The organism is Haladaptatus sp. CMAA 1909 (assembly GCF_043952005.1).
In the GTDB taxonomy this organism is placed as follows: domain Archaea; phylum Halobacteriota; class Halobacteria; order Halobacteriales; family Haladaptataceae; genus Haladaptatus.
The window spans coordinates 1,563,968-1,587,608 of record NZ_JBIOAV010000001.1; the positions used below are offsets into that span (position 1 = coordinate 1,563,968).

Annotated in this window: 23 protein-coding genes; 13 read left to right on the plus strand and 10 right to left on the minus strand. The window is 64.5% G+C overall.

Features of this window, described 5'->3' with window-relative positions; genetic code table 11:
* Positions 1 to 27: 27 nt before the first annotated feature.
* Positions 28 to 546 (minus strand): nicotinamide-nucleotide adenylyltransferase, encoded by a 519-nt coding sequence (locus ACGYLY_RS08720; protein WP_395282049.1) that lies wholly within the window; start codon positions 544 to 546, stop codon positions 28 to 30.
* Between the two features lie 236 nt (positions 547 to 782).
* Here ACGYLY_RS08720 and lonB point away from each other — a divergent pair, with 236 nt between their 5' ends.
* Positions 783 to 2,783, plus strand: coding sequence for an ATP-dependent protease LonB (gene lonB / locus ACGYLY_RS08725; RefSeq protein WP_395282047.1), 2,001 nt, complete (start codon positions 783 to 785; stop codon positions 2,781 to 2,783).
* A gap of 118 nt (positions 2,784 to 2,901) precedes the next feature.
* Complete coding sequence (locus ACGYLY_RS08730; protein ID WP_395282046.1) at positions 2,902 to 3,873, plus strand: type II CAAX prenyl endopeptidase Rce1 family protein; 972 nt, start codon at positions 2,902 to 2,904, stop codon at positions 3,871 to 3,873.
* Here ACGYLY_RS08730 and ACGYLY_RS08735 read toward each other — a convergent pair.
* The 5 genes from ACGYLY_RS08735 to ACGYLY_RS08755 form a co-directional block, all read right to left on the minus strand.
* Positions 3,846 to 5,639, minus strand: a complete 1,794-nt coding sequence (locus ACGYLY_RS08735) for a M3 family oligoendopeptidase (protein WP_395282045.1) — start codon at positions 5,637 to 5,639, stop codon at positions 3,846 to 3,848. The two genes, ACGYLY_RS08730 and ACGYLY_RS08735, sit on opposite strands and share 28 nt — an antisense overlap.
* A gap of 236 nt (positions 5,640 to 5,875) precedes the next feature.
* Complete coding sequence (locus tag ACGYLY_RS08740; protein WP_007981573.1) at positions 5,876 to 6,313, minus strand: transcription elongation factor Spt5; 438 nt, start codon at positions 6,311 to 6,313, stop codon at positions 5,876 to 5,878.
* Positions 6,314 to 6,323: 10 nt separating this feature from the next.
* A complete protein-coding gene (locus ACGYLY_RS08745; protein ID WP_231184071.1) occupies positions 6,324 to 6,500 on the minus strand; it encodes a protein translocase SEC61 complex subunit gamma in 177 nt (58 codons plus the stop codon).
* A 65-nt stretch (positions 6,501 to 6,565) separates the two neighbouring features.
* Positions 6,566 to 7,711, minus strand: coding sequence for a cell division protein FtsZ (gene ftsZ, locus ACGYLY_RS08750; RefSeq protein ID WP_395282043.1), 1,146 nt, complete (start codon positions 7,709 to 7,711; stop codon positions 6,566 to 6,568).
* 116 nt (positions 7,712 to 7,827) lie between these two features.
* Positions 7,828 to 9,171, minus strand: a complete 1,344-nt coding sequence (locus ACGYLY_RS08755; protein ID WP_395282042.1) for a D-aminoacyl-tRNA deacylase — start codon at positions 9,169 to 9,171, stop codon at positions 7,828 to 7,830.
* Between the two features lie 80 nt (positions 9,172 to 9,251).
* Here ACGYLY_RS08755 and ACGYLY_RS08760 point away from each other — a divergent pair, with 80 nt between their 5' ends.
* The 6 genes from ACGYLY_RS08760 to pabB all read left to right on the plus strand — a co-directional run bounded on the left by ACGYLY_RS08760 (position 9,252) and on the right by pabB (position 15,072).
* On the plus strand, positions 9,252 to 9,647 hold the full coding sequence (locus tag ACGYLY_RS08760; RefSeq protein WP_395282040.1) for a universal stress protein: 396 nt from the start codon (positions 9,252 to 9,254) through the stop codon (positions 9,645 to 9,647).
* 78 nt (positions 9,648 to 9,725) lie between these two features.
* Positions 9,726 to 10,886 carry a sodium:calcium antiporter gene (locus ACGYLY_RS08765; RefSeq protein ID WP_395282039.1) on the plus strand — a complete coding sequence of 387 codons (1,161 nt, stop codon included), beginning with the start codon at positions 9,726 to 9,728 and terminating at the stop codon, positions 10,884 to 10,886.
* Positions 10,887 to 10,938: 52 nt separating this feature from the next.
* Entirely contained in the window at positions 10,939 to 12,081 is a 1,143-nt protein-coding gene (locus ACGYLY_RS08770; RefSeq protein ID WP_395282038.1) for a sodium:calcium antiporter, read from the plus strand.
* 39 nt (positions 12,082 to 12,120) lie between these two features.
* On the plus strand, positions 12,121 to 12,924 hold the full coding sequence (locus ACGYLY_RS08775; RefSeq protein WP_395282037.1) for a shikimate dehydrogenase: 804 nt from the start codon (positions 12,121 to 12,123) through the stop codon (positions 12,922 to 12,924).
* A gap of 26 nt (positions 12,925 to 12,950) precedes the next feature.
* Positions 12,951 to 13,628, plus strand: coding sequence for a helix-hairpin-helix domain-containing protein (locus tag ACGYLY_RS08780; RefSeq protein ID WP_395282035.1), 678 nt, complete (start codon positions 12,951 to 12,953; stop codon positions 13,626 to 13,628).
* A complete protein-coding gene (pabB, locus tag ACGYLY_RS08785; protein ID WP_395282034.1) occupies positions 13,612 to 15,072 on the plus strand; it encodes an aminodeoxychorismate synthase, component I in 1,461 nt (486 codons plus the stop codon). Before ACGYLY_RS08780 ends, pabB begins: the two co-directional genes overlap by 17 nt.
* A 7-nt stretch (positions 15,073 to 15,079) precedes the next feature.
* Here the strand turns inward: pabB and msrA are convergent, their stop codons facing one another.
* Positions 15,080 to 15,613: a peptide-methionine (S)-S-oxide reductase MsrA gene (msrA, locus tag ACGYLY_RS08790; protein ID WP_231184080.1), complete on the minus strand. Its 534-nt coding sequence runs from the start codon at positions 15,611 to 15,613 to the stop codon at positions 15,080 to 15,082.
* A complete protein-coding gene (locus tag ACGYLY_RS08795; protein WP_395282033.1) occupies positions 15,610 to 15,936 on the minus strand; it encodes a hypothetical protein in 327 nt (108 codons plus the stop codon). The genes msrA and ACGYLY_RS08795 overlap by 4 nt, the downstream gene beginning before the upstream one ends.
* Positions 15,937 to 16,149: 213 nt before the next feature.
* Here ACGYLY_RS08795 and ACGYLY_RS08800 point away from each other — a divergent pair, with 213 nt between their 5' ends.
* Entirely contained in the window at positions 16,150 to 17,226 is a 1,077-nt protein-coding gene (locus ACGYLY_RS08800) for a transcription initiation factor IIB family protein (protein ID WP_395284132.1), read from the plus strand.
* Positions 17,227 to 17,294: 68 nt separating this feature from the next.
* On the opposite strand, the gene ACGYLY_RS08805 is transcribed toward ACGYLY_RS08800, so the two are convergent.
* Positions 17,295 to 18,752 (minus strand): Hvo_1808 family surface protein, encoded by a 1,458-nt coding sequence (locus ACGYLY_RS08805; RefSeq protein ID WP_395282032.1) that lies wholly within the window; start codon positions 18,750 to 18,752, stop codon positions 17,295 to 17,297.
* A gap of 114 nt (positions 18,753 to 18,866) precedes the next feature.
* Entirely contained in the window at positions 18,867 to 20,234 is a 1,368-nt protein-coding gene (locus ACGYLY_RS08810) for a UDP-N-acetyl glucosamine 2-epimerase (RefSeq protein WP_395282030.1), read from the minus strand.
* A gap of 114 nt (positions 20,235 to 20,348) precedes the next feature.
* Here ACGYLY_RS08810 and ACGYLY_RS08815 point away from each other — a divergent pair, with 114 nt between their 5' ends.
* From ACGYLY_RS08815 to ACGYLY_RS08830, 4 genes are read left to right on the plus strand one after another with little or no spacing between them, the layout of a single operon-like run.
* Positions 20,349 to 21,281 (plus strand): DUF4129 domain-containing protein, encoded by a 933-nt coding sequence (locus ACGYLY_RS08815; protein WP_395282029.1) that lies wholly within the window; start codon positions 20,349 to 20,351, stop codon positions 21,279 to 21,281.
* Positions 21,278 to 21,847: a hypothetical protein gene (locus ACGYLY_RS08820; protein ID WP_395282028.1), complete on the plus strand. Its 570-nt coding sequence runs from the start codon at positions 21,278 to 21,280 to the stop codon at positions 21,845 to 21,847. The genes ACGYLY_RS08815 and ACGYLY_RS08820 overlap by 4 nt, the downstream gene beginning before the upstream one ends.
* On the plus strand, positions 21,844 to 23,115 hold the full coding sequence (locus tag ACGYLY_RS08825; RefSeq protein WP_395282027.1) for a DUF58 domain-containing protein: 1,272 nt from the start codon (positions 21,844 to 21,846) through the stop codon (positions 23,113 to 23,115). Before ACGYLY_RS08820 ends, ACGYLY_RS08825 begins: the two co-directional genes overlap by 4 nt.
* Entirely contained in the window at positions 23,112 to 23,630 is a 519-nt protein-coding gene (locus ACGYLY_RS08830) for a hypothetical protein (RefSeq protein WP_395282026.1), read from the plus strand. The genes ACGYLY_RS08825 and ACGYLY_RS08830 overlap by 4 nt, the downstream gene beginning before the upstream one ends.
* Positions 23,631 to 23,641 lie beyond the last annotated feature (11 nt).

Below are 23,641 nucleotides of genomic sequence, written 5' to 3' on the forward strand. Positions count from 1 at the left end.
ATCGGTTACGCTCCAACCGAGTTGGAGCTAAATCCCGTTCGAATCAGAGTCGCTGACCTGTTGAATTCGGTCGATGCCGTCGCTTTCCTCGATCACTTCGACGACCGGGTCGGGAACGAGTCGTTGCCAGTCGCCGCCGTCGACCATCCGGTCGCGGACTTCGGTTCCCTCCAACACGTCGCGGTTGAACATCGGGGACTGCCGAACCTCGACGCCCGCCTCCTCGAACAGACGGATCACGAGGGGGTTGTTCGAGTAGGCCACGTCGAAGTCGGGACTCATGCTCTGAACGTGGCTCACCCACACGGAGTTCCGGTCCAAGTCCTCGATGGGGACGGCGTACGTCACGAGGTCGTAATCGACGAGGGATTTGGTTATCATCATGATTCGTTCGCCAGCCGTGAACGGGTCGTGACGGCTGTGTGAGTCGCCCGCGCTTCCGATGCCGAGGACGAGTTCGTCGACCTCCTCGGCGATGGTATCGATCACGTTGTGGTGGCCGTTGTGGTAGGGTTGGAAGCGCCCAATGTAGAACCCGCGGGTCATGGTGAACCCGTCGTGTAGCGTTTTTATAAGGGTGACGAGTCGTCCGTCCGAGCGGTCCATCCTCGCCGAAAATCGGGTCGAACGGTTTCGAATCCGGTATTCGACGCCGGGAACGATATGGCTATATCCCTTCAATTCCACAGTTTGACGGCCTGAAATGGAGTGTGCGGGGTCGAGAGTAGGGAGAAAGTATATCAGTTCGCCAGCCATGTTTTCAACTACACAGAACGAATTCTATGAGTAACGACACCGAAGCTTCACCATCGGAGCAGGAAGCCGAGAAAGAGATGGACGTCGATAGCCTTGGGAGCGAGGTGGACGCCAAGGTCGCCGACGACATCTCCGAAGACGATCTGCTGGGTGGGTTGGAGATAGAAAGCACGGAAGAAGTCGAAATCCCCGACCGACTGGTCGATCAGGTCATCGGACAGGATCACGCCCGTGACATCATCCTCAAGGCGGCGAAACAGCGCCGTCACGTCATGATGATCGGGTCCCCCGGGACCGGGAAATCGATGCTGGCGAAGGCGATGAGCCAACTCCTCCCCAAGGAGGACTTGCAAGACGTCCTCGTCTATCACAACCCCGACGACGGGAACGAACCGAAGGTTCGGACGGTTCCCGCCGGAAAGGGCGAACAAATCATCGAGGCGCACAAGGAGGAGGCCCGAAAGCGCAACCAAATGCGCTCGTTTTTGATGTGGGTCATCATCGCCATCGTGGTGGGGTACGCGCTCCTCCTCGCCGGAAAGCCGCTCCTCGGAATCCTCGCGGCCGGTGTCATCTACCTCGCGTTCCGCTACGGGTCGCGTGGCTCCGACGCGATGATTCCGAACCTGTTGGTCAACAACAGCGACGTCACCAGCGCCCCCTTCGAGGACGCGACGGGTGCCCACGCGGGTGCCCTGCTCGGTGACGTGCGTCACGACCCGTTCCAGTCCGGTGGAATGGAGACGCCGAGCCACGACCGCGTCGAACCGGGTGCCATCCACAAGGCGAACAAGGGCGTGTTGTTCGTGGACGAGATCAACACGCTCGACATCCGCAGTCAGCAAAAGCTGATGACGGCGATTCAGGAGGGCGAGTTCTCCATCACCGGCCAGTCCGAGCGCTCCTCGGGCGCGATGGTTCACACCGAACCCGTCCCGACCGACTTCGTCATGGTCGCGGCGGGGAACCTCGACGCGATGGAGAACATGCACCCGGCACTCCGTTCGCGTATCAAGGGGTACGGGTACGAAGTCTACATGGACGACACCATCGACGACACGCCGGAGATGCGCCGCAAGTACGCGCGCTTCGTCGCTCAGGAAGTCGAAAAGGACGGTCGGCTTCCGCACTTCACGGACACGGCCGTCGAGGAGGTCATCCTCGAAGCCCAGCGCCGTGCGATGCGGAAAGACCACCTCACGCTGAAACTGCGTGACCTCGGTGGACTGGTCCGTGTCGCGGGCGACATCGCTCGCGCCGAGGACGCAGAGAACACCACGCGCGACCACGTGTTGCAGGCCAAACAGCGCTCGCGCTCCATCGAACAACAGATCGCGGACGACTACATCGAGCGCCGGAAGGACTATGACCTCACGGTCTCCGCCGGCGACGTGGTCGGTCGCGTGAACGGTCTGGCCGTCATGGGCGAGGACAGCGGTATCGTCATGCCCGTCATGGCCGAAGTCGCGCCGTCGCAGGGTCCCGGTCAGGTCATCGCCACCGGGAAACTGCAGGACATCGCCGAGGAGGCGGTCCAGAACGTCAGCGCCATCATCAAGAAGTTCAGTGACGAGGACATCTCGGAGAAGGACATCCACATCCAGTACGTGCAGGCGTACGAAGGTGTCCAGGGTGACTCCGCGTCGGTGACGATGGCCACGGCGGTCATCAGCGCGCTGGAGAACATCCCCATCGACCAGAGCATCGCCATGACCGGCTCCCTGTCGGTCCGCGGCGACGTGCTCCCGGTCGGCGGCGTCACGCACAAAATCGAGGCCGCCGCGAAGGCGGGCGTCGAGACGGTCATCATCCCGAAGGCCAACGAGCAGGACGTGATGATAGAAGAAGAGTACGAGGAGATGGTCGAAATCATCCCCGTCTCGCACATCAGCGAAGTCCTCGAAGTCGCGCTCACGGGAGAATCCGAGAAGGACAGCCTCATCAATCGGCTGAAGGACATCACCGGTCACGCCCTCGACCGCAAGGTCGGCGGCACCCAGCCCGGTAGCAGTCCGAGCCCGCAGTAAGCGTCGACGACGAGAATTCGTTTTTCCTTCGGTTTCAGCTCCCGAGCGGCGGCCATCCCTCCGGTCCCGCCGCCGCGGTAGATAGCTTTTCACTGCCGGCGTCCGAATTGGAACCCGAATGCCCTCGCCGAACTGGAACGCGTTCGCCGCCGTCACGCTCGTCGTCCTCCTCGTTCTGATCGCGCTCGCTCGCGCTTCGCAGGGGATGTTCGTCGGGGAGGACGAAACGGACGACGTGAAACCGTCTACCGACGGTTACGATTCGGTGGCTTCCGTCGATACGACCGGAACGCGCACGAACGGACGCGGGTTCGGTCACGGAAAACGGAGGGAACCCGCCGCGGACGAGGGTGCTTCGGGTGACGAGACGTCACGCACACGCGAATTCGGATCCGCGGTCCCGGCGGATTCCGATACACGCGACGACGAAACGGCGACTGCGAGCGTCGAACCCGCAACCGGGACCGTCGAAGTCGCCCACGAGGCGACCCCCGAATCCGCCGCGGAGGAGTTCACGCCCGGTATGCTGCTGGTCAACGTCGCGTTCAGCCAGGGGCTGTTCGGCCTGATCCTCCTCGTGGCGGCCGTACTCGCCGCGATACCTGCCGCCGCGCTCGGTCTCGGGAGCGTGACCGTCACCCAACTCGGCATCGGCATCGTCCTCGGCGTGGCGCTGTACGTCGGGAACGAACTCGGCCAGCGCGCCGCGGACGCGCTGGACATCGACTACGAGGACGGCCTTCGAGAACTCCTCACGCCCGACTCGCTCGGGGGGTGGGTCGTCCTGCTCGTCCTCGTCCTCCCGATAATCGCCGGGTTCGAGGAACTGCTGTTCCGTTCCTCGCTGGTCGGCGCCTTCGCCGTCGGGTTCGGCATCTCGCCGTGGTTCCTCGTCGTCGCCTCGTCGGTCGCCTTCGCGTCGGGCCACGGGGCGCAAGGCCCGGCGGGAATACTCGTCACCGGGACGCTCGGCGCGGTGCTCGCCAGCGCGTTCGTCCTGACGGGGAGTTTGCTCGTGGTCGTCGTCGCGCACTACCTCGTCAACGCGCTGGAGTTCGTCGTTCACGCCCACGGCGACCGGTTCACGTAGTCCTCGAAGACGGACGCCGCGCGGTCGTACGGGTCGGCGACGCGAACGTCGATGCCGAGGTCCGCGAACGTCTCGACCGCTCTCGTTTTACCGCCGGTGCGGAGGAAGTCGCGGTACTCCTCGGGCGACAGCGTGCCGTCGGTGAGTCGGTCGAAGACGACGGTGGCACCCACCACGCCGAGGACGTACTGGTAGAAGTGGTACGGTTCCCGCGCGTGACTGCCGGTGAGCCATCCAGAGGCGGTGTACTCGTCGGGGACGACCGGCGCATGGAACTCCTCGTGGAGATCGGCGTAGATGCCGTCGAGGCGCTCCGCGGTGAGGGTGCCACCACCTTCGACCACCTCGTAGGTTTCGTGCGTGAACGCGGACCACATTCCCGCTCCGAAGAAGTTGCCGCCGACGGTATCGAGGAGGCGGTCGAAGACGTGTTCTCGATACCGTCCGGTCTCGATGAGGTGCCGCGCGAGTAACAGTTCGTGAAGCAGGCTCGGAACCTCCTCGACGGGGCGCGGCGTGGTCGCGTACAGCGGTCGGCGCGCCTCGCGCAGATACGACGTGTTCATCGCGTGGCCGAGTTCGTGCGCCAAAACGAACAGGGACCGCACGTCGTCGTCGTAGTTCGCCAGCACGTACGCGCCGGTGTCGTACGACGACGGGCAGTACGCGACGATGTCGGAGCGTTTCTCCTCGGTTTCGTACACGTCGATTCGACCGTCGTCCAGAAATCCCGCCAAGCGGTTCCGGTACTCCTCGCCCAACGGTTCGACGGCAGCGAGGAGATGGTCGAGCGCCTCGTCGTACGGGATTTCTGGCCCCTCTCCGTCGGCGAGCGGGACGTCCGTGTCCCACGGGCATAGCTCTCCCACGCCGAGACGGTCACGACGGAGGCGGAGATACCGGTGGTACGGGCCGAGATTCGACCGGAGCGCATCGAGGAGCGCGTCGTGTGCGTCCGTCGGGAAGTCGATCCGAAGCCCCGTCTCGGGGTAGCTCTGTTTGTTGAACGTTCGGTCGCAAACGGAGTCGAAGTTCCGCACCGCCGCGCGGTTCGAGTGCGTCTTCACCTTCTCGGCGTACGCCGTCGCGATCGCGTGTTTGGACGCGATCAGTTCGCCGCGATACGCCTCGTACACGCGGCGTCTGAACTCCCTGTCCGTCGATGTGAGTTGTTTCGCCCGCCTGTTCCGAGTCACCGGAACGGACTCCCCGTCCGGGCCATCCACGGTCGGCGGTTCGAAGTCACGATTGACGAGCGCTCGGAACACTTCCTCGGGCACGTCGTGATTCAGCGTCGTGAGGGCCTCCTCGACTTCGGGCGAGCGAACGTGGCGGTCCATCCGTACGGCGTCGTCGAGATAGCGCCGGAACGCCGCGAGGTCGTCGTTCTCGCGCACGAACTCTTCGACTCGCTCGGGAGAGAACGACCGGAGCAGACGCCGAACCGCCGTCTTCGTCCGGTCGACGTCGTCCGACACCGACCGGAACTCGGCGCGCCGCTCCTCGCGGTCGGGGTCCCCAGTGTCCTCGTTGCATCGAAGTCGGACGTAGAGGCCGAGCCGTTGTTCCCGTCGAACGAGGGTTTCGAGGTCGGTGAGGATGTCGAGAAAGCCGTCCGCGCTCCTCGGGTCCCGCTCGCGGAGCGATCCGGCGAGCGATTCGGTTTCGGCGAGCGCGGCGCTCCACTCGTCCGGCGATTCGAAGATGTTCGAGAGGTCCCACTTGTACTCCTCTGCGATTTCGTCTCTGGTCGGTATCGAATTCATGATGTCCGTCGTGTGCGGTTGCTGTCGCTGATGGGTAGTCGAGCGGCGGTACGACCCGAAATCGGGCGTCGAATCAGAAGGAGGTGAAGCGGGTCATCGTGCTACCAAGTTAGAAAACTGTCGTTTACGAGGCGTAAAAAACGTACTGGTCGCTCGAACCGACGTGGTTCGTTTTCGGGAGCACGAGGTCGGGTCGGGGAAGGACGGAGTTCTTCCGGAGCACGGGGTCAGAGGAGCTACCGCTCTTCGCTGTCGAGCACGCGAATCTGGTCCCCGCGCACGGTGACCGGAATCGGGACGGTGGCCTCGTACAGTTCGACCGTCACCTGGTCTTTGCCCTCGTCGATGCGCTGGACCTGCGCTTTCTCGCCTTTGAACGGTCCGGCGATGAGTTCCACGATGTCGCCCTCCGCAATGCCTTCGACGTCCGGCGTCGGGGAGAGGAAGTGCTCCACTTCGGAGATGTTGCTCTCGCCGGGGACCATGCTCCGCGCGTGGGGAATCTCCTCCAAGACGCGGTTGATGACTCGGTGGTCGTCGGCCTCGACCATGACGTAACTCGTCAGCGAGTCGGGCGCGAGGACGGCGTGAATCTCCGGTTCCTCGCGGTTGATGATCATGTCCGCGACGGTGCGTTCCTGACTTGCCGTGGTCTTTACTGCGTAAATTGGCATATAGATTCACCTAGACGGGGGCGTTGGTGATGAAGCTCATGACGGCGAAAATCGTGAACCCGAGCAGTCCGACGAGCAAGATGCCGGCACCGGCGATCTGTGCGATCTTCGAGAACTCGTTCCACGACGGCGTACTCGCCAGTTTGAGTACGCGCATGTACGACGCGAGGTCTAGCTTGACGTCCATTGTTGGTGATGCTTGGCTATCCGGCTTTTTCTATCTTACTACAAAGAGACGGGAGAAGTGCTCGATTACTCGACGTAGTCGATGTCTTCTGCCTGCTGTTGTTTCGCCTGTGCCTGTTCGGCCTCGTTGCGGCCGTAAATCTGGGGCGACTGAACGCCCGTGACGACGATCATGGTGCGCATCGTGCCGTCGAGGCTCTCGTCGATGGAGGTCCCCCAGATGATGCGAGCGTCGGGGTCGATTCGGTCGTAAATCTGTTCGACCACGCCCTCGGCCTCCTCGATGGACATGTCGTTGCCACCGGTGACGTTGACGAGCGCGGACTTCGCGCCGCTGATGTCCACGTCGAGGAGGGGCGAGCGCATGGCGCTCTTCACGGAGTCCTGTGCCTTCTGGTCGGAGTCGCTCTCGCCGAGTCCGATCATGGCGACGCCACCCTTCTCCATGACGGTACGAACGTCGGCGAAGTCGAGGTTGACGAGGCCGGATTTCGTGATGAGTTCCGTGATACCCTTCACCGAGCGCATCAGAACCTCGTCGGCGACCTTGAACGCCTGTTTGACGGGGAGTTTGCCGACCGAGTCGAGCAGGCGGTCGTTCGGGACGACGATGACCGTGTCGCTCACGTCGCGCAGGCGTTCGAGTCCGGCCTCCGCGTTGGTGCGCCGGACCTCACCCTCCGCCGTGAACGGCGTCGTGACGATGGCGATGGTGAGCGCGCCGGCCTCGCGGGCCGCCTTGGCGACTACAGGGGCGCTTCCGGTGCCGGTGCCGCCGCCGAGTCCGGCGGTGACGAACACCATGTCCGAGCCCTGAATCGCGTCGTAAATCTCCTCCTGACTTTCGAGGGCGGCCTCCTCGCCGACTTGCGGGAGCGACCCCGCACCGCGTCCGCTCGTCTTCTGTTCTCCCATCAAAATCTTCGTGTCGGCCTCGATCTCGACGAGGTGCTGAACGTCCGTGTTCGCGGCGACCAGCGACGCCCCGTGAATTCCCTCCTCGGCCATTCGATTGACCGTGTTTCCGCCGCCACCGCCACACCCGACGACGGTGATGTTGGTTTGGAGTTCCTCGAGTACGTCCTGCAGTTCCTCGTCGGTCATCGTCCCCGACAGGCCGGTGTCCTGCGAGGCACCTCCGATTTCTGATTGTGGGGCACCCTGTTGTTGCCCTTCCGCCTCCTCAATAGCGTCTTCAACGATTGAATCCATCCTTGAAGCTTCTTTTACGAACGCACATTAATTATCTTTCCCCTCTAGTCGACGGTCGTCTGACTCATATCAAACCATCGTGAAAAAAAGTTATATGGTCGAGTCGTCCCGGCGGTTCACTCCACGGGGAAGACATGTGTCCGCTCCGTCCGGACCTTTTCCGGCGGAATCGTTCGCCCGTCGACGGTCACCGAAACCCCGGAGGACAGTTTGCCGAAGGCGGGTCCCTCGGACACGCCCAGCGTGCGCGCCTTTTCGGGGTCGAAGGTGACTTCGCGGACGACGACTTCGTCGTCCCGGCGCGCGACGGTTTCGTACTTCCGTTCGAGCAACGCGACCAGTTCGTCGAGAATCGCCTCATAGTCGGCCCGCGTACGGACCGACGCGCGCCCACACACCAGCGTGCCGCCTTCCTCGGTTTCGAACGCGACCGTCCGCTCGGAGACGACGTCGAAGACGCCCTCCCGGTCCACGCCCGCCGCCGCGGCGAGCAACTCCTCGGGGAACGCCCGAACGGAAAACCGCCACTCGTCCGGGTCCGACGGCACGTCGGCCGCCCGCTCGCCGAACCGGAGCCCCGAATCGACGGACGAGAGTTCGGATTCCATCTCCTCGGCGAGGGCGAGGGGGACCCCCGACACCTCCCGAACCCACGTCTCGCTCACGACGCGGTAGCCGAGGTCGGCGATGACGTCCGCGATGTCCCCCTCGTCGCCCTCACAGACGGCGTGGTTCGCCCCGCTTCGTTCGAAGGCCTGCCGAATCACGTCGGGGTGTGCCTCCGGAAGCCCCAGCGAGTCGAGGTTCCAGTCCGACGCGATGTGCCCCACCGCCCAGTCCGTCTCCTCGATGATCCGCTCGAAGCGCGGGGCGTAGTGACCCCCGCCGAACCCGACGAGTTGGCGCTCCCGGTGGGGCGAAACGCCGCGTAAGTCGAGGATGGCACGCGCGACGGCGCGGGCGGCCTCCGGGTCGTCCCACTGCTCGTCGTCGCTACCCAGTTCGACGAACATCGACGGAACGCCGACCTCGCTCGGCCCGTGATGGGTGCACTCCATTCCGACTTCGTACCCCTCGGGCGCGTGGTCGTGGAACGCCCGGAGCAACCGTGCGTGGGCGTTCGGACAGGCCTCGGCGAGAGACCTGTCCTCGCCGCCGTACTCGGCCGGACCGAAATTCCCCGTGAAGTGGGCGGTCAACAGCGGACCGGTGTCGCCCGAGTGACGCGAGGCGAACAGAAGCATGTCCGGGTCGGAAAACGCCCCGGCGACGTTCTCGATGTCGAGGTGGAGGGCGTCGAACTCCCGGAGTTCGAACCCGTCCGTCCGGTAGTACTCTCCGCCACCCTCGGCGTCCGGTCGCGTTTCGTCTTCGTGTGTACTCCACTCCGTCTCGGCGAGGAGGCACTCGCCGATGTGTTCGGAGGCGTAATCTGCCCTACTGACGACGACGGCAATCACGAACGGTTCTCCGTTCGGACGGCGAAAAAGTCCGTCGAATCCCGGAAACCGTTAAGAACCGGGACGAAGTGTGGACACGTATGAAGGTTCTCGTTCCGGTGGACGGTTCCGACTGCAGCATGCGGGCACTCGACTTCGCCATCGACTTCGCGAGGCGATACGACGCGGACCTCGACATCGTCCATTTCACCGACGTCCGGGGAGAGGACACGGACGCCCTGATGGACCGAGTGAATGCGGAACTCGACGAAACCGATATCGAGAGCGACCCCACCGTGGCGGTGGACATCCATCTGGCCAGTTTCAAGGCGTCGAACCGCATCGGCAGGAACATCATCTCGATGGTCGAAGAGGGCGACCACGATCACGTCATCATGGGTCATCATGGCACGGGACGGGTAGGTACGTTCGTCCTGGGCAGTGCGGCGAAAACGGTAGTGAAATCGGGAAGCGTGCCGGTGACGACGGTTCCGTGAACGGTCTCGCGGGAGTGGAAACACCTCCGGTTCCAGATAGAACCGCTTAATTAGACCGCTTTTGAAGATGCCCGTAGTATGAATCCGATACTCGCTACACCGATGGCGATTTTACCACGGGTGTGGGAAAACTCGTTACTACTCCTCTCATCGTTCCTGCTGCTGCTGTTGGGGGCGGAAGTGTTCACGAACGCGGTCGAATGGTTGGGCCACCATCTCGGCGTGAGCGAAAGCGCGACCGGCAGTATCCTCGCCGCCGTGGGAACCGCCCTCCCCGAGACGACGATTCCGATAATCGCCATCTTCGGGAGCGGTGGGGGTACGAAGGCCGCGGAGGAAGTCGGTGTGGGTGCGATTCTGGGTGCGCCCTTCATGCTCGCCACCATCGCCATGTTCCTCGTCGGAACGAGCGTCCTCTACTTCGGGACGCGACGGAGGTACGGGAAAGAGATGCATTTCAACAGTACGTCCACCCGCCGCGATCTCTCCTTTTTCCTCGTCGGCTACACCCTCGCGTTCGCCGCCGCGTTGATTCACAGCGACCTCATCTCCCACGGCATCGCCGCACTGCTCGTCCTGCTCTACCTGTTCTACCTCTACCGCTCGCTCAAGAGCGGCGAACTGGTCGAAGGCGAGGACTTGGAGGACCTCCACCTCGGATTGATGATAGAGGGCGTCATCTCCCGCTTCCCGGGCATGAACACGGACGAGAACCACTCGGGTAATCCGCATTCGATTCTCGTTGCGATTCAGACGCTCATCGCGCTCGGCTTCATCATCGGCGGAGCACAGGTGTTCGTCTCCCAGACCCAGTGGGTTTCGGAGGAGGTGCTCGGCATCCCGACGGCCATCGTCGCGCTCCTCATCGCGCCGCTCGCCACCGAACTCCCCGAGAAGTTCAACAGCATCATCTGGATATCCCGTGACAAGGACACGCTCGCGCTCGGTAACATCTCGGGGGCGATGGCGTTCCAAGGCACCCTCCCCGTCACTCTCGGAATCATGTTCACCTCGTGGGACCTCTCGTTCCAGTGGGGAACGTCCGGCTTCCTGAACGGCCTGTCGGCCATTCTCGCCATCATCAGCGGATGCGTACTCTACCTCCGCGCGCGCCGCGTCGACGGCGGAAACATGTCGCCGCGACCGTTCCTCATCGGCGGACTGTTCTACCTCATCTTCCTCGCGGTGGTCGTCTATCACGTCGCCGTTCTCGACGTCGGCGGCATCGCCGGTCACTGACCCCGCTCGTCGGATGGAATCGCTTACTTGACTGCCGCGGCAAGTACGGGATATGTCGCTTCCAGTCGCGGCCGCGGTGCGGCCGCTCGCTCTGTCGAAATCGTCGACGAAAGGGCTCTTGCTTCTCGCATCCTTCGGCTTTCTCCTCGTCGGAGCGGAGGTGTTCACCAACGGCGTGGAATGGCTCGGCCACCGCCTCGGCATCTCCGAGAGCGCGACCGGGAGCATCCTCGCCGCGATGGGAACCGCCCTCCCCGAGACGACGATTCCCGTCATCGCCATCCTGAAGGGCGGGTCGGCGGCGTCCGACATCGGCGTCGGCGCGATTCTCGGCGCGCCGTTCATGCTCGCCACCATCGCCATGTTCCTCGTCGGCGCGAGCGCCTACTACTTCGCCGACCGTCGCACGAACGACGCCAACTTGCAGTTCAACGAGGGCGCGACGACGCGCGACCTCTCCTTTTTCCTCGTCGGCTACACCCTCGCGTTCGCCGCCGCACTCGTCCCGGATGGGACCACCGTCGCGGGAGTTCCGATTCGGGTCGCCATCGCCGTCGTCCTCGTGGCCCTGTACGTCACGTATCTCTACCGCTCGCTCCGTGCGGGCAAACTGGCCGACAGCGACGACATGGACGACCTCCACATCGGAATCGCGATCGAAGGACTGGCCGAACGGGTCGGCATCGACACGGACGCCGACCATAGCTCCGACCCGCACCTCCTCCTCACGGCCCTCCAGACATTCATCGCGCTCGGATTCATCGTGTACGGTGCCCACCTGTTCGTGGACCAAGTGGAGTGGGTTTCGAGGGACGTCGGCATCCCGTACGCCATCGTCGCGCTCCTCATCGCCCCCGTGGCGACCGAACTCCCCGAGGCGTTCAACAGCGTCATCTGGTTGGCGCGCGACAAGGACACGCTCGCGCTCAACAACATCACGGGCGCGATGGCGTTCCAGGGCACCCTTCCCGTCACCCTCGGCATCCTGTTCACGCCGTGGGACCTCAGCCTCGCGTGGGGAACCGCCGGTTTCCTGAACGCCGTCTCCGTCCTCTTCGCCATCGTCGCCGGATGCATCGTCCTCTTCCGCGCACGCCACGTCGGCGAGGACGACTTCGACCCGACGCCCTTCCTCGGAAGTGGCCTGTTCTACGTTCTCTTCATCGGCCTCGCCGTCTACTTGCTCGGTGCCTGAGGACCCGTCGATTAAGTCCCCCCGCTCCCTTCTTCGGATATGGACGTATACGGACTCCTCGGCAACCCGGTGGGCCACTCGCTCTCTCCACCGATGCACGAGGCCGCCTACGACGAACTGGACATGGACGCCCGCTACGTCACCTTCGAACCCGAGGCCATCGGCCCGGCAATCGAGGGAGCGAACGCGCTCGGCGTGAGCGGGTTGAACGTCACGATTCCGTTCAAGGAGGGCTGCCTCTCGCATGTCGACCCCGACCCGCTCGCGGAACGCATCGGCGCGGTGAACACCGTCGGTTTCTCCGGACCCGACGGTTCCGTCCCGACGGGCCACAACACGGACGCCGAAGGGGCGCGTCGAGCGCTCGAACGACACGGCGTGTCCCGTGACGGAGCGTCGGCCGTCGTCGTCGGTGCGGGCGGCGCGGCACGGGCCATCGCCTTCATGCTGGCCGACGACGGCGCGACGGTGGAGATAGCCAATCGAACCGTTTCGCGAGCGGAGTCCCTCGCGGCGGACGTGAGCGGTGCGACGGCACACGGATTGGACGAACTCCCCGAACTCGTGTCGGCGGCCGACGTGCTAATCAACGCGACGAGCGTCGGGATGGAATCCGACGAGTCGCCCGTCCCCGCCGATGCGCTCCACGGTGACCTCGCGGTGATGGACGCGGTGTACCGCCCGCTCGAAACGCGACTGCTCCGCGAGGCGTCCGCGTGCGGCGCGACGACCGTCGACGGCGCGTGGATGCTTCTGTTTCAAGGGGTTGCCGCATTTGAACTATGGACCGAAACGGATGCACCGGTTGAGCGCATGGACGCCGCCTTGCGAAGACGCCTTTAAGTGAAGGGACTTTGTACTATCCCCCAATGGGGCTTATCACACGGCTGAAATCGTTGCTCGGTCTTGGCGATGAGCGGTCGAAATCGCGAGATCGTGACGGCGGAGTGACGATAGAGCGGGAACCGACCGAGACGAGAGCACAGCCCACGGTGGAATCGGAGAAAGCAGTGAAAATGACCGAGGACTCCTCGGAAACGGAGACGGAGACGAGCGTTTCGACGGAAGAACTCGTCGACGAGGGGGAACCGACGGATCACATCGAGGAAGCGGAACCCGACACGGCGGCGGAACCGGCCGAGGCGACGGGACCGAGCGCCGAGGCGGGACAACCCGCACAGACGGAGGCGACCGAACCGGAAGCGGAACCCGACGCGGAGTCGGAGGAAGCGGAGGAATCCGAAACCGAAGCCGAAGAACCGGAATCGGAGACGGAAACGGAGGTAGAACCGTCGGAGACGGAGGAAGCGGAAGCCGAAGAAACCGAGGCCGAAGCGGAAGCGGAGGAATCCGCCGGTGCCGATACCGACGCCCGACCGCTCGAAGACGTGAAGGGAATCGGTCCGGCCTACGCCGAACGACTCCGGAACGCTGGCGTCGAAAACACGGTCGAGTTGGCCGATGCCGACCCGGCGGAAATCGCCCGCGAGACCGACCTCTCGACGACGCGAATCGAAGGCTGGATGGATCGTGCGAAATCGATGTGACGAAGCGGACGTAGTCACCTCGCGGGCCTCGTTCCGCGAGGCGGCACGGGACGCGCCGCGCGGTGCGAGAATACCCGTCGAAGTCCGCGTGCGAGTCACAGACCCGTTTCGGGCGTATCGACGGGCGCGCGACGGCCCCGGCGGTTTCTATCTCGCGACGACCGGGGGCCAGTCGGGATGGGGCTATTTTGGCGTCGAACCGGCGAGCCGACTCCGGACGGACTCGGACGCCGAATCGAGCCTCGATGCTCTCTCGTCGGCACTCGCCGACGAGGAACTGGTCCGCGGTGACTGCGACGTTCCGTACCCGTGTGGGTTGTTCGGGTGGCTTTCGTACGATCTCGTCCGCGAACTGGAAACGCTGCCCGGGTCGGCGACGGACGACCGACATCTACCCCGCCTCCAGTTCGGCCTGTACGACTGCGTCGCCGCGTGGGAGGCGGGGTCGGAAGAAACGCTCCGTGTGACGGCGTGTTTGCGACTGGACGACCCCGACGAGACGTACGACGAGGCCCGAGAGACGGCGCTCTCGCTCGCCACGGCGGCTATCGAAGGCGACGGAACCATCGGCGCACCGCCGACCGACGAGCGGGGGCCGTTCGTCAGCAGTTGCGGCAAGGACGCGTTCGCGGAGCGCGTCCGACGCGTCAAGGAGTACATCCACGACGGCGATACGTTTCAGGCGAACATCTCACAGCGACTCGAAGCGCCCGCGAGCGTGCATCCGGTGGCGGCCTTCGACGCCTTGCGCCGGGTCAACCCCGCGCCCTACTCGGCGCTGTTGGAGTTCCCCGGTATCGATCTGGTGAGCGCAAGCCCGGAACTCCTGCTTGACGTGAACGGGGACCGCCTCAGGACGGAACCCATCGCCGGGACGCGGCCGCGCGGGTCGACGCCCGAGGAGGACGAGACGTTCGCGGCCCAACTGCAAGGGGACGACAAGGAGCGTGCGGAACACGCCATGCTGGTCGATTTGGAGCGAAACGACCTCGGCAAAATAGCCGAGTACGGAAGCGTCGAGGTGACGGACTACCGCCGCATCGACCGCTACTCCGAGGTGATGCACCTCGTCTCGGAGGTCACGGGTCGGCGACGACCCGACGTCTCCATCACGGACGCCGTCGCGGCGGTGTTCCCCGGCGGCACCATCACCGGCGCGCCGAAACCCCGGACGATGGAAATCATCGACGAACTGGAATCGGCGCGGCGCGGGCCGTACACCGGCAGCATCGGCGTTCTGGGCTTCGACGAACGCGCGACCCTGAACATCGTCATCCGAACCTTGGTCCGGCACGGCGAGGAGTACCACCTGCGCGTCGGTGCCGGAATCGTCCACGACTCGGTTCCCGAGGCCGAGTACGAGGAGACGCTGGCGAAGGGAAAGGCGCTCGTCAACGCCATCGACGAAGCGCTCGAACAGGGCGGCGAGTTCTCGGTCGAATAGTCGAAACTTACTGCTTTGCCTTCTCGGCGAACTTCTCGCGCACCTTGCGAATCTTCGGCTGCGCGTTCATCGTACAGTAGGCGTCGTTGGGGTTCTTCTCGTAGTAGTCCTGGTGGTAGCCTTCGGCCTCGTAGAACTCCGTGAGCGGTTCGACTTCGGTGACGATGGGGTCATCGAACGCGCCCTCCGACTCCAGACCGTCGATGTACGCCTCGGCGACGTCCTTCTGTTCGTCGTCGTGGTAGAAGATGGCCGAGCGATACTGACTGCCCACGTCGGGACCCTGCCGATTGAGCGTCGTCGGGTCGTGGATGGTGAAAAACACCTGCAGAAGTTCGTCGTAGCCGAGCGTCTCGGGGTCGTACTCCAACTGGACGACTTCCGCGTGCCCCGTCTCGCCGGAACAGACGGCCTCGTAGGTCGGGTTCTCGACCGAGCCACCGGCGTAGCCCGACGTGACGGACTCGACGCCGTCGAGTTCCTCGTACGCCGCTTCCAGACACCAGAAACAACCGCCTGCGAGCGTCGCTTTCTCTGTCATGGTTGACGGTTGGTCCGCGACGCGTTAAGACTCTGCGGTGGCGGACGGTTTTTCAGGGACTTTCGTCGGAGTGAACGGAACGAATGCGAACCGTAATACGCGTCGTCGGTCGATTTCGAGAGCGTCCCCTGCCGTGAAACGGCGTGCCACTCGTCGAGCACCTCGAAATCGTCGGCGACGGGAACGTCGGTCCGCCCGCCCTTTCGCGTCTCACGCTCACTTTCGTCCGCCGGAAACGGCGTCTTATCCGCGACCGAAGAACAGCCCGCAAACCCGACTGCACCGGCGGTCGCCAGAAACGTTCGTCGCGTCTGTCGCGTCATATCTCCGCTCAAGAAACCCGGCCATATTCTTATGGACAATTCAATCGAATCGATAGATGTTGCCAGAGAATACTGAATTCAGCCCGTAAAGCTACTTTTAAATCCGAAAGCTTGCCATCTCAAGCAATACATTTATATAGTTTAGGAGCTAACCTATAGTTAGCGGAGCGCCCTTGGCTCTGGTTCTATCGAAGGGCAACTCCGGTTCATTCCATCATGAGTACGAAAGTTCACGAAGACGACCAGAAGGCCGTAGCGCACTCGGAACGCACGCGAACGGAAAAGCTGAGGAACGAGAACGAGAAAACCGAAGGGCGGACGAGCGAACGCGAAGGAGAGCGGGAAGCGGAGCGAGCAGACCAGATGTGTCCCGAATGCGGTGGCTCCCTCGTCGCCGACTCGGAACACGCGGAGACCGTCTGTAGCCAGTGTGGCCTCGTCGTCGAAGCCGACGGTATCGACCACGGTCCCGAATGGCGGGCCTTCGATGCGAGCGAACGCGATTCGAAGTCCCGCGTCGGGATGCCGACGACGAAGATGATGCACGACAAGGGCCTGTCGAGCAACATCGGGTGGCAGGACAAGGACGCCTACGGGCGGTCGCTGAGTTCCCGCCAACGACAGAAGATGCAACGGCTTCGAACGTGGGACGAGCGCTTCCGCACCCGCGACAGCAAGGAGCGCAATCTCAAGCAGGCGCTGGGCGAAATCGACCGGATGGCGAGCGCGCTCGGCCTGCCGGACAACGTCCGGGAGATGGCCAGCGTCATCTACCGTCGCGCGCTGAACGAGGACCTCCTGCCGGGGCGCTCCATCGAGGGCGTTGCGACCGCCTCGCTGTACGCCGCGGCGCGACAGAGCGGCGTCCCCCGCACGATGGACGAACTGACCACCGTCAGCCGAATCGACGGCATGGAGTTCAAGCGCACCTACCGCTACATCGTGCGCGAACTCGGCCTCGGCGTCCAACCCGCCGACCCCGAGCAGTACCTCGCACGGTTCGAGAGCGAACTCGACCTCATCCCCGCGACCAAGCGCCGCGCCCACGACCTGCTCAAGACGGCGAAGGAGTCGGGCATCACGAGCGGGAAATCGCCCGTCGGACTCGCCGCCGCGGCGCTGTACGCCGCCGCGCTCCTCGAAGAGGAGAAACTCACGCAGGACGAGGTGAGCGAGGTGTCGGACGTGAGCACCGTCACGATTCGGAACCGCTACCACGACCTGCTGACCGCCGCGGACGAAGCGGACGCGCTCCCGCCGACGGCCGCAACCGACGAGGCGACGGCGTAATCGGTTCTTTTCATTCGAGACAGCGACGATGAGAGACATCTATCGCCGGCGAACGGGACGAAACGACATCACCGAATCCGTGCAAGTCGCGTTTGCTTCCTCGTGTTCGTCGCCGGCCGAACGTCGTTCAAATCCCCGACGGTCGGGCCGTTGACGATGGTCACGGTCCGTCCGTGACGGTCGATGCGAAAGGCGTCGGCGAACGGTCCCGCTTCGATGCGCCACGTGTTCGGCCCGACGCGGGTCGCGTTCCGTCCGCGAAGCAGGTCGCGGTACGCCCGCCGAAACTCCGTCGCGTCCCGCTTCGTCTCCCATTTGGTCCGCCAGACGTAGCCGCGCTGTTTCCCCCTGTGGTACGGCCAGAGTCGGTCGTTCGCCCACCCGTCGGACGGCGCGCTGGTGTAGTTGAACATGTCGAACTTCCCCTTGTCGGGGTCCGTGAACGTCCGCCAGTCGATGACGGGGTTACCCTCGGCCCGGCCCTGATACCAGAACATGGTGTAAATGCCGGTTTCGCCGACCGTCTGTGACCCGTTTTCGCCGCGCTTGCCGTACAGTTTCCAGCCGTTTCGTGCCTGTTCGCCGAGACGGAGCGGGGCGGGCGGGCCGGTTCGCTCTTCGGGGTGAATGACCGCAGCGGACGACTCCGGCGGGTTTCGATACCGCTTCGTCACCGCGTCCCACCCGCCGGAACCGAACAGCGAGGCGACGTACGCGGGACCGTCGGAGTACGGTTGAATCGTCGCGACTTGCATGCCGAGGTTGTAGTTCGGAAGCGTCCCGCCGCTGTACGGGGATCCGCTCGGTCCGATGTCCGGCTTCGGGACGCACTGCCACGACTTCCCACACCGGTTCGTGTATCGCTGTTCCACGTACATCGCCTCGCCTTCAGTCAGGCCGTCGTGGGCGCGTTGGGCGTCCATCGTCTTGGATTCGAACTCCGACGACGACAGGTCGACGTGCTGGTCCTGCATCGCGTGCGCGAGTTCGTGAATCAGCGTCGCGTTATCGATCCTGCGTTTCCCATCCGAGATGACGTAGACTCGGTCCTCGCCCGGCAGATAGAACCCGGCGACGCGCCGTTGATAGAGTTTCGTCTGCTGTCGGGCGGCGTCCGCCCGCTCGCCGGTGACGAACAACCCCTCCCAGACCTGATTTTCCCGCGCGCGCTGGGGCGGCGTGTACTCGTTCGCCGACCGACGTCGAACGAGGTCCCGATACTCGCTTCGCGACAACGACTGGACGTTCACCGAGCGGGTGAACTCCTCCCTTCGAATGAACTCGACGCGTGCCATCGCCCGTCCCTTGTACGCCTTCAACTCGGCGTCGGACAGTCCGTCGCGCTGGTTCACGTCGATGCTCTCGTTGTACCAGTAGCCGTTCTCCCAGCCGATGACGTCGGAACTCGGGTCCGGCGGATGGGCGTTGGCCTCGTTCGAACTGCCGTTGTTTCCCCCGGGGGCCACCATCACACCCACCGACGCGGAACAGACGAGTAAAACGACGATCGCCCCCACGAATCGCATACCGATGCCACGGGCTCCCGCGGCATAACGGTTGACCGTTGTATCACGACGAGTTTCCGGTCGAATTTGACCGGTGCGCCGTGAAGGCTGGCGGAACTCCGTTCGTGCCCCCGATTAGAGATAGTCGAACGCCCGTCGTCCGGCGTCGAACCCGGCGCGTTCGTGTGCCCACTCGAACGGCGCTTCGTCGCGGCGGTCGGAGAGAAACGAGACGATGTCGTCGGCGACGTTCTCGCCGTAGAGCGACGGCCCCGATCGCATTCGCTCGCGGAGCGAGTCGTTTCCGTGAACGTGTTCGACCATCCCCCGCACGAACGCGCCCGAAATCGGTGGGACGAGGAGGTTGGAGTTCGCCTCGAACACCGTCTCTGGCCGGTCGGTGTTGAATCGCGCGGTCAGACAGATCGCCTCGTCTATGTGGTTGAGTTCCTCCTGCATGCTCCCGGAATCGGTCAGTTCCGCGAAACACTGCCCGGATTCGAGGAACTCGTAGACGTGCGCGTGGCGTTTCCAGAGGCCGCTGAAGAGGAAGTTGTCGTTGTCGTCGGCGAGTCGAAGCAGTTTATCGCGCAGGCCATAGTTTTCGAGCGCGGCCTTGGTGGCGTTCAACTCCACGAAGTTGACGTTGTACCCCGTCTCGACGAGGCCGATGACCGCGTCAACGATGGCGCGAAAGCGGTCGGGAAGGAGGTTCGCCCGACGGTGGACGTCCACGCGGATCCAGTCGTCGCGGCGTTCGAGAATCGGATAGACGTCGAAGACGCTCTCGCCGTCGCCGCCCTTCTTCATCTCGATGGCGTCCACGACGGAGTTGCCCACGACCGGAATCCGCTCCCGACCGTGAACTTCCTCGGGGTAGCCCTCGCGGACGAGATGCTCGCGGTTCAACGCCGTCGGCGCGAAGTGGTAGGTCGACGCGGCGGACCCGACGAACGTGTCGTACTGCTCCGGGAACGGTTCCGTTCGGTTCAGTTCCCAGTCGGCGTGCCACTGCTCCTCGACGAACTCGGCGGGCGTCCCGTAGTTCTCGAACGGTGGAGCCATACCGCGGAGGCCGGCCTCGTTGTGGGCGACGCCGCTGTTGGTCGCGAACAGCCACGCCTGCGGGACGATTCCGGCGGCGAGCGTGTCCCCGTGGACGACCGGCAGGACGGTGGTGTCGGGATACGAGGAGGCCAGCGTGTCGGCGACGGACTCGATTCGGGTCATCAACTCGGCCGTCTTCTGCGTGAGACCGCCCCGAACGTTCAGGTCGACCGCGATGTGGTCCGCGAGGTCATACTCGTCGAGTCCGTGGCCGAGCAGGTCGTCGTAATGCTGGCCGGTGTGGAGGACGAAACACGGGAGATCCCGGTCGCGCGCCGCGGCGACGACGGGCGCCTGATTGTAGAAGTCGGGTTTCGTCGCGGTGACGACGGCCAGTACGAACTCCTCCCCCTCCATCTGTCGTGCGAGACGGTCGTCGTGTATCTCGACATCCATCGGGTGGTCCGCTCGTTTCCGACGGTTTATTTCTTGTCATCGCTATGAACACCGGTGCCAAGTTTCCCGGAAGGAGACAGAAAACCTAAGTTATCAATCCCGCTACTCGGTACCGTGGAACGAGATACCGCCCGCACAATCGTAATCGCCCTCCTCTGTATTCTCGCGATCGCGTTCGCCGCCGCGACGTTGAACTCCGCCGTGAGCGAAGACGGGTCCGGAACCGGTCTCGGTGGCGGTCCCGGCGGCGTCGGAAGCAGTCGGACGAACTCGTCGGCTCCGCAAGTCGCCGGTAACGGGGGTCCGTCGATGCCGTTCCAGATGCCGTGCTATCCCGTTCTGGATACGGCCCCCGCCATCCTGCTCATCCTCGGGGCGTTTTTGCTCCTCGTGGGGATCGCCTACCGGAAGGCGGGCGGCCTCGGCGCGTTCGCGGTAATCGGGCCGGTCGGAATCCCCGTGTTGCTCCTTCACGCGCTACTGACGGCCTGCACGGTGTCGCCCCTCCAAAGGGACGGCGGTCTGATGGGCGAGTTTAACCGGAGCGACCTTTCGCTCCCGCAGGGCGGTACCGGCGGCCTCGGCGACGGCGCGAAGACCATGTCCCCCTCGATTCTGATGTTCCTCGTCCTCGGCATCGCGCTCGTCGGGGCGGTGGTCCTCCTCGTTCGAAGTTCGAGCGGAAGCGAGGAGGACACACCGGAGGCGGACGCACTCGAAGAAAGCGAGGAGGACATCGCCGCCGTCGGGCGGGCGGCGGGCGAGGCGGCCGACCGAATCGAATCCGAATCGAGCGTCGAGAACGAGGTGTACCGGGCGTGGAGCGAGATGACTCAGTATCTACACGTCCCCTCGCCGGAGTCGAGTACGCCGGGCGAGTTCGCGGCCGCCGCCGTGGACGCCGGAATGGACCCCGAAGACGTGAGCGAACTGACGGGCGTCTTCGAGGAGGTCCGATACGGCGGCCACGAGGCGAACGACGAACACGAAGAGCGGGCGATAGCCGCGCTCCGCCGCATCGAGCGGACGTACGCGGGGGACGAATGAACGCCCGCTCGGCCGTCACGGCGATCGGCATCCTCGCCGTCGGAGGGGGATTGGCGATGGTGTTCGCGCCGGACTTGGCGTCGCTCTTCCCGCTCCGGGACCTGTTCGTGAAGTTCGTCGGCCTGCTGGCGTTCGTACAGGGACTCCGGGTCGTACAGGCGCGGCGACACACGGACGTCGAAGGGGCAGGAACGGGCGACCCGGAAACGAACGTGACGCTGCCGGTGCCCGGGCAGGAGTTCGACGACCGACTTCGAACCGTCCATTCGGGGCCGCGAAGACGACGATTTCGGTCGCGCAAGGCGGTCAGAGAACGACTCGAGGAGGCGCTGGTCGAGGCCATCGTCCAGCGCGAGGGGTGTTCCGACGACGGCGCGCGGACGCGCATCGAAACGGGCGAATGGACGGACGACCCCGAGGCCGCCGCGTTCGTGGCGGGGCACCCCTCCCCGCGCCGGTCGTGGCGACAGTGGTTCCGCCAGTCGTTCGGCAGCGAGACGGCGTTCCAATACCGCGCCCGAAAGACGGCGGACGCCGTCACCCGCTACATCGAGGAGGACCGATGAACGTCGTTCGTGAGACCAACCGGTGGCACGGGGTGAGCGCCATGGCGCTCCTCGCGGCTGGCGTCGGCGTCTTCACTGGGAGTCCGGTCACGCTCCTCGTCGGCGTGATCGGCGTCGCATTCGCGGCGTACTCCCGGACCGCCTCGCCGCCGACCGACTTCGAGTTGACGCGCGTCGTGAGCGACCCGGTTCTCGAACCGGGTGGCGAAACGACCGTGGAGGTGACGGTGGAAAACGTCGGCGAGACGACCGCGCCCGACCTCAGAATCGTGGACGGCGTGCCCGACGGACTCCGGGTGACCGGCGGGTCGCCCAGACTCGGAACGGCGCTTCGCCCCGGCAAACGGGACACCTTCAGCTACACCCTCGAAGCGATTCGCGGCGACCACGCCTTCGGTCCGGCGCAGGCCATCGCCCGCGACTTCAGCGGCGCGCTCGAACGCGAGTTCGAACTCGAAGACGAGACGACGATCACCTGCACCCCTCGGCTCCAATCGTCGGCCGACGACGTTCCGCTCCGCGAACAGACGATTCGTCACGTCGGGCGCGTGGCGACCCGTGAAGGTGGAACGGGCGTCGAATTCTTCGCCACCCGCGACTACCGACCGGGCGACCCGCTCTCCCGCATCGACTGGAAACGGAAGGCCCGCACGGGCGAACTGACGACCGTCGAGTTCCGCGAGGAGCGAACCGCGACCGTCGTCCTCCTCGTCGACGTTCGGGAGCAGGCGTACCTGACGACGGACGCGGAGGAACCCGGCGCGGTCGAACAATCCATTCGCGCCGCAGGGGACGCGTTCAGCGCCCTACTCGACAGCGGCGACCGGGTCGGCATCGCGGCGCTCGGCCCGGAGGAGGTATGGCTCGCGCCCGGCACCGGCGAAACCCACCGCGCGAAAGCGCGGCAACTCCTCTCGCACGCGAGCGCGTTCGGCCAAAACCCGCCCGAGGAGATGTTTTACTCCACCGTGAAACTGCGCTGGCTTCGACGACGAATCCCGAGCGAGGCGCAGGTGGTGTACTTCTCGCCGCTCTGCGACCGCTTCGCGCCGGACGTGGCGCGGCGGCTCGACGCCATGGGTCACGCCGTGACCGTCATCAGTCCGAACCCGACGACGGACGAGACCACGGGGAAACGACTCGCACGGGCGGAGCGGGCACAGCGAATCGGGACGCTCCGCGCCGGCGGAATTCGAGTCGTGGACTGGAACCCCGAGGAACCCCTCGGCGTGACGCTGGCGAAGATGAACAGGCGGTGGGCGCGATGAGCGGAACGGAGGTTCGAGACGGAACCATCGACCGCTCGCCGGCACGGGTGAGCCAACTGCTTGCCATCATCGCCGCGTCCGTCGCGGTCGGAGCGAGCGCGCTGTTCGGCGGCGTCGGCGCGCTCGGCGGCATCCTCGGACTCCTGTTCGTCGCTGCCGGCGTCGTTCGCGGCAGTCGCCGCCTCGTCACGGTCGGCAGTTTCGTCCTGTTGCTGGGAATTCTGGCCGGGAGCCTCGTCGCCGCGCCCCCGGAACTCCTGATTCCCGGCGCGATAGCCGCCGTCCTCGCGTGGGACTTCGGCGAACAGGCCATCAACGTCGGCGAGCAGTTGGGTCGGGAGGCGGACACCCAAACCCTCGAAGTCATGCACGCCGCGTCGAGCACGGTCATCGGCATCACGGCGGGCGGCGTCGGATACGGCATGTATTTAACTGGAAGCGGCGGCCAACCCGTGACCGCGCTGGTGTTCCTGTTGATCGCGGCACTGGCGCTCACGTCGGCGTTGCGGGCGTGAAACGCGAGAAA